The sequence below is a fragment of the Shinella sp. JR1-6 genome, assembly GCF_004284735.1.
In the GTDB taxonomy this organism is placed as follows: domain Bacteria; phylum Pseudomonadota; class Alphaproteobacteria; order Rhizobiales; family Rhizobiaceae; genus Shinella.
Window position 1 is genome coordinate 1 of the sequence record NZ_SHMI01000113.1, and the last position, 1,226, is coordinate 1,226.

Here is a 1,226-nt window from a genome sequence, read left to right on the forward strand (position 1 = left end):
ACCTCAATCCATTGTTCAAATTGAGAGAATCACAGATCAACACGTCAGTAAAGACATCCGCGCACAGGTCTCTTAGCTGCTGATCTGCGCCGGAAGGGGCTGCATTCTCAGATAAGGTACAAGCGGCTTGAAGCCGGAAAGTTCATCTGGCCGGTCAGTCAAAATGGCTCCGCCGTGCCGGTGTCGGCGGCGCAACTCGGCTATCTTCTGGAAGGGATCGACTGGCGCAATCCACGCTGGACGCAGCGACCTGCAACGGCAGGATAGGCGCATCATTCCACTGTTTTTGTTGGGCTTTCTGTTGTTCCATGGTAGCTTTCGGCCATGGATGATGCTGCGTCGGAGATAGCCAGACTGCGCGCCGCGCTTGCGGCATCGGAAGCGCGTGCCGCCTCCGCCGAGGCCGATCTCGCGCAGGTGCGCGCCGTCGTGACGACGTCGGAGGCGGTGATCCGGCACCTCAAGATCGAGATCGCAAAGCTGCGCCGCGAGCAGTACGGCCAGAGCTCGGAACGGCGCGCCCGGCTGATCGACCAGATGGAACTGCAGCTTGAGGAACTCGAGGCCGATTCCACCGAAGACGAGATCGCGGCGGAACGTGTTGCGGAGCGGATCACAAGTGTCTCCGCCTTCGAACGCCGTCGGCCCGCCCGCAAGCCGTTTCCCGAGCACCTGCCGCGCGAACGGCTGATCATTGAAGCTCCGTCGACCTGCACCTGCTGTGGCTCGGCCCGGATCGTGAAGATGGGCGAAGACGTCACCGAGACGCTGGAGGTGATTCCGCGACAGTGGAAGGTGATCCAGACGGTGCGCGAGAAGTTCACCTGCCGGGACTGCGAGAAGATCAGCCAGCCACCGGCTCCCTTCCATCCGACACCGCGTGGATGGGCAGGACCGAACCTGCTGGCGACGATCCTGTTCGAGAAGTTCGGACAGCATCAGCCATTGAACCGACAGGCCGAGCGTTACGCCAGGGAAGGCGTCGATCTCAGCCTGTCCACGCTGGCCGACCAGGTTGGTGCCTGCGCGACGGCGCTGCAGCCGATCCATGATCTGATCCGCGCTCATGTGCTGGCCGCCGAGCGGCTGCATGGCGACGATACGACCGTGCCGCTCCTGGCCAGGGGCGCAACAAAGCAGGCAAGGTTATGGACCTATCTATGGACGGCCTCCTTTCTGCAAGTGCGCTTTGGTGATCTGACAAGCTCTCGGTTGCTGCTATCTAT

Annotated in this window: 2 protein-coding genes; both read left to right on the top strand. The window is 61.7% G+C overall.

All coding sequences use genetic code 11. From position 1 onward, the window contains the following. The first annotated feature begins 111 nt into the window (after nt 1-111). Nucleotides 112-267, top strand: coding sequence for an IS66 family insertion sequence element accessory protein TnpB (gene tnpB / locus EXZ48_RS36060; protein ID WP_371687696.1), 156 nt, complete (start codon nt 112-114; stop codon nt 265-267). A 57-nt stretch (nt 268-324) separates the two neighbouring features. Continuing rightward, a partial coding sequence (locus EXZ48_RS34610) for an IS66 family transposase (protein WP_245462442.1) occupies nt 325-1,226 on the top strand: 902 nt, incomplete at its 3' end.